This is a genomic window from Noviherbaspirillum sp. (assembly GCF_035627455.1).
Taxonomy (GTDB): Bacteria; Pseudomonadota; Gammaproteobacteria; order Burkholderiales; family Burkholderiaceae_D; genus Noviherbaspirillum.
This window is the reverse complement of record NZ_DASPLS010000047.1, coordinates 1-2,660: the sequence shown is the minus strand read 5'-3', so window position 1 is coordinate 2,660 and position 2,660 is coordinate 1. Positions and strand designations below refer to the sequence as shown.

The window sequence follows — 2,660 nt, the reverse complement described above, 5'->3', positions numbered from 1 at the left end:
AAACCTGTTCGGTATTAACGGCGCGAGATCATGAAGTTCTGCATCGTCGCTTCGGCCACCGAGGTCCACTGGTTCTGGTCCTGGCGGAACCGCTTCCACTGGTCGTAGACCTTGCGGAACTTCGGATTCTTCGCGGCTTCTTCCTCGTTCACTTCGTTGGCCGCCTTGTAGCAGGCTTCCATGATCTCCTTCGAGAAGTAATGCAGCTTGACGCCGTTGCGCAGCAGGCGGGCCAGCGCCGCCGGATTCTTCGCGTCGTACTCGGCCTGCATCACGACATGCGCTTCGTACGCGGCGGTCTCGATTGCGTACTGGTATTCCTTGGGCAGTTTTTCCCATTCCTTGATGCCGACATAGAACGAGAACTGCGTGCTCGGCTCCCACCAGCCCGGCGCGTAGTAGTGCGGCGCGACCTTGAACAGGCCGAGCTTTTCATCGTCGTACGGGCCGATCCATTCGGCGGCGTCGATGGTGCCCTTCTCGAGCGACGGATAGATGTCGCCGGCAGCGATCTGCTGCGGCACCAGGCCGAGGCGCTGCATCACGCGGCCGCCGTAGCCGCCGATGCGCATCTTCAGGCCCTGCAGGTCGGCCACGCCCTTGATCTCCTTGCGGAACCAGCCGCCCATCTGCGCGCCGCTGTTACCGCCCTGGAAGTTGACGATACCGTAATCCTTGAAGAATTCGCGCATCAGCTGCAAGCCGCCGCCCTGGTCGAACCAGGCGGTCTGCTGGCGCGAGTTCAGGCCGAACGGCACCGCGCAGTCGAATGCGAAGGTCGGATCCTTGCCGAAGTAGTAGTAGGACGCGGTGTGGCCCATCTCGATGGTGCCGTTCTGTACCGCATCCATCACCTGCAGCGCGGGGACGATCTCGCCGCCGGCGAACAGGCGGATATTGAACTTGCCGCCGGTCAGTTGCGCGACGCGCTTGCAGAACAATTCGGAGGCGCCGAATACGGTATCGAGCGTCTTCGGGAAGCTGGATGCCATGCGCCAGTTCAGGGACGGCAGCGACTGCGCCAGCGCCGGTGCCGCCATCGCGCCGATCGACGCGCCTACGGTTGCTTTCTTCAGGAAGGAACGACGTTCCATGTTGTCTCCTAGGATGTGGAATCACCAATAACCATACGGATCGGTATGCAGCACACATAGACCCGCTACATGTGTTGCGCCGATTGTAGGGCGAGCAACAGGTTACGTAGGTGAAAAAAATTTGTTCCGGCAGAAAGCGGAGTAAGGCGGACGCGGCGCGGCACCCCTTGCGCGCACGCGAGCGCGGCGGAAACAGGGGGAAAGGGCTGCTGAAAATAATTCAACCGCCCCGTATTCCGGCAATGCCGAGACACGCGGGCTTGCGGCCAGGCGTCATCGGACCACGCGGCTCCGGGGTCGCCGGAGCCGCGCGCCGGTTACTTGCGGGCGGACAGGAAGCTTTGCATCGGCAGCTCAGCCACCGAGAACCACTGGTTCTGGTCGCGCTGGAAGCGCTGGTACGCATCGTAAATCTTCTTGAACTTGGCGTTCTTCGACGCTTCATCGTTCATCGTCGCGACCGACGCCTTGTAGCAGGCTTCCATGATCTCCTTCGAGAAGAAGCGCAGCTTGGCGCCGTTCTTGATCAGGCGCGCCAGCGCTGCCGGGTTCTTCGCGTCGTATTCGGCCTGCATGATCATGTGCGCCTCCGCGGACGCGGCTTCGACCGCGAACTGGTATTCCTTCGGCAGCTTCTCCCATTCCTTGATGCCGATATAGAACGCCAGCTGCGCGCCGCCCTCCCACCAGCCCGGCGCATAGTAGAACGGCGCGACTTTGTAGAAGCCGAGCTTCTCGTCGTCGTACGGCGTGGTCCACTCGACCGCATCCAGTGCGCCCTTCTCCAGTGCCGGGTAGATGTCGGCACCGGCCAGCTGCTGCGGCACCAGGCCCAGTGGCTGCATCACCTTGCCGGCGAAGGCGCTGATGCGCATCTTCAGGCCCTTCAGATCGTTCAGGGTCCTGATCTCCTTGCGGAACCAGCCGCCCATCTGCGCGCCGGTATTGCCGCCGAGGAAATTGATGATGCCGTAATCGCGATAGAACTCGCGCATCAGGTCGCGGCCGCCGCCCTGGTCGAACCAGGCGGTCTGCTGGCGCGAACTCATGCCGAAGGGAACCGCGCAGTCGAAGGCGAAGGTCGGGTCCTTGCCGAAGTAGTAATACGGCGCGGTATGCCCCATCTCGACCGTGCCGTTCTGCACCGCATCCACCACCTGCAGCGGCGGCACGATTTCCCCGCCCGCGAAGACGCGGATGTTGAGTTTGCCGCCGGTGAGCTGGGCCACGCGCCGGCTGAAGATTTCAGCGGTGCCGTAGAGGGTATCGAGCGACTTCGGGAAGCTGGATGCGAGCCGCCAGTTTAAGGTGGGCTGACCTTGCGCGAGCGCGGGCGCCGCGACGGCGCCAACCGATGCGCCGGCAACCGCCTTTTTCAAGAACGAACGACGTTTCATGTGGACTCCTGAGGTTGAGGAACGCATCGGCTTGCGCATGCTCCGCTCACGGATTCACGCGCATGCGCTGCGACTGCCTAAAATTTGATCACTGTACTCGGCACAGGCCGTTGACCCATCGCAAGCCGGCGGAAGAATGCGACAAAGACAAGCATGCCTGCCGTCGCAC

General features: G+C 62.4%; 2 protein-coding genes. Both read right to left on the bottom strand.

From position 1 onward, the window contains the following. Nucleotides 1-14: 14 nt before the first annotated feature. Complete coding sequence (locus VEC01_RS09095) at nucleotides 15-1,094, bottom strand: TRAP transporter substrate-binding protein (protein WP_324900495.1); 1,080 nt, start codon at nucleotides 1,092-1,094, stop codon at nucleotides 15-17. A 317-nt stretch (nucleotides 1,095-1,411) separates the two neighbouring features. After that, nucleotides 1,412-2,491 (bottom strand): TRAP transporter substrate-binding protein, encoded by a 1,080-nt coding sequence (locus VEC01_RS09090; protein ID WP_324900494.1) that lies wholly within the window; start codon nucleotides 2,489-2,491, stop codon nucleotides 1,412-1,414. Nucleotides 2,492-2,660 lie beyond the last annotated feature (169 nt).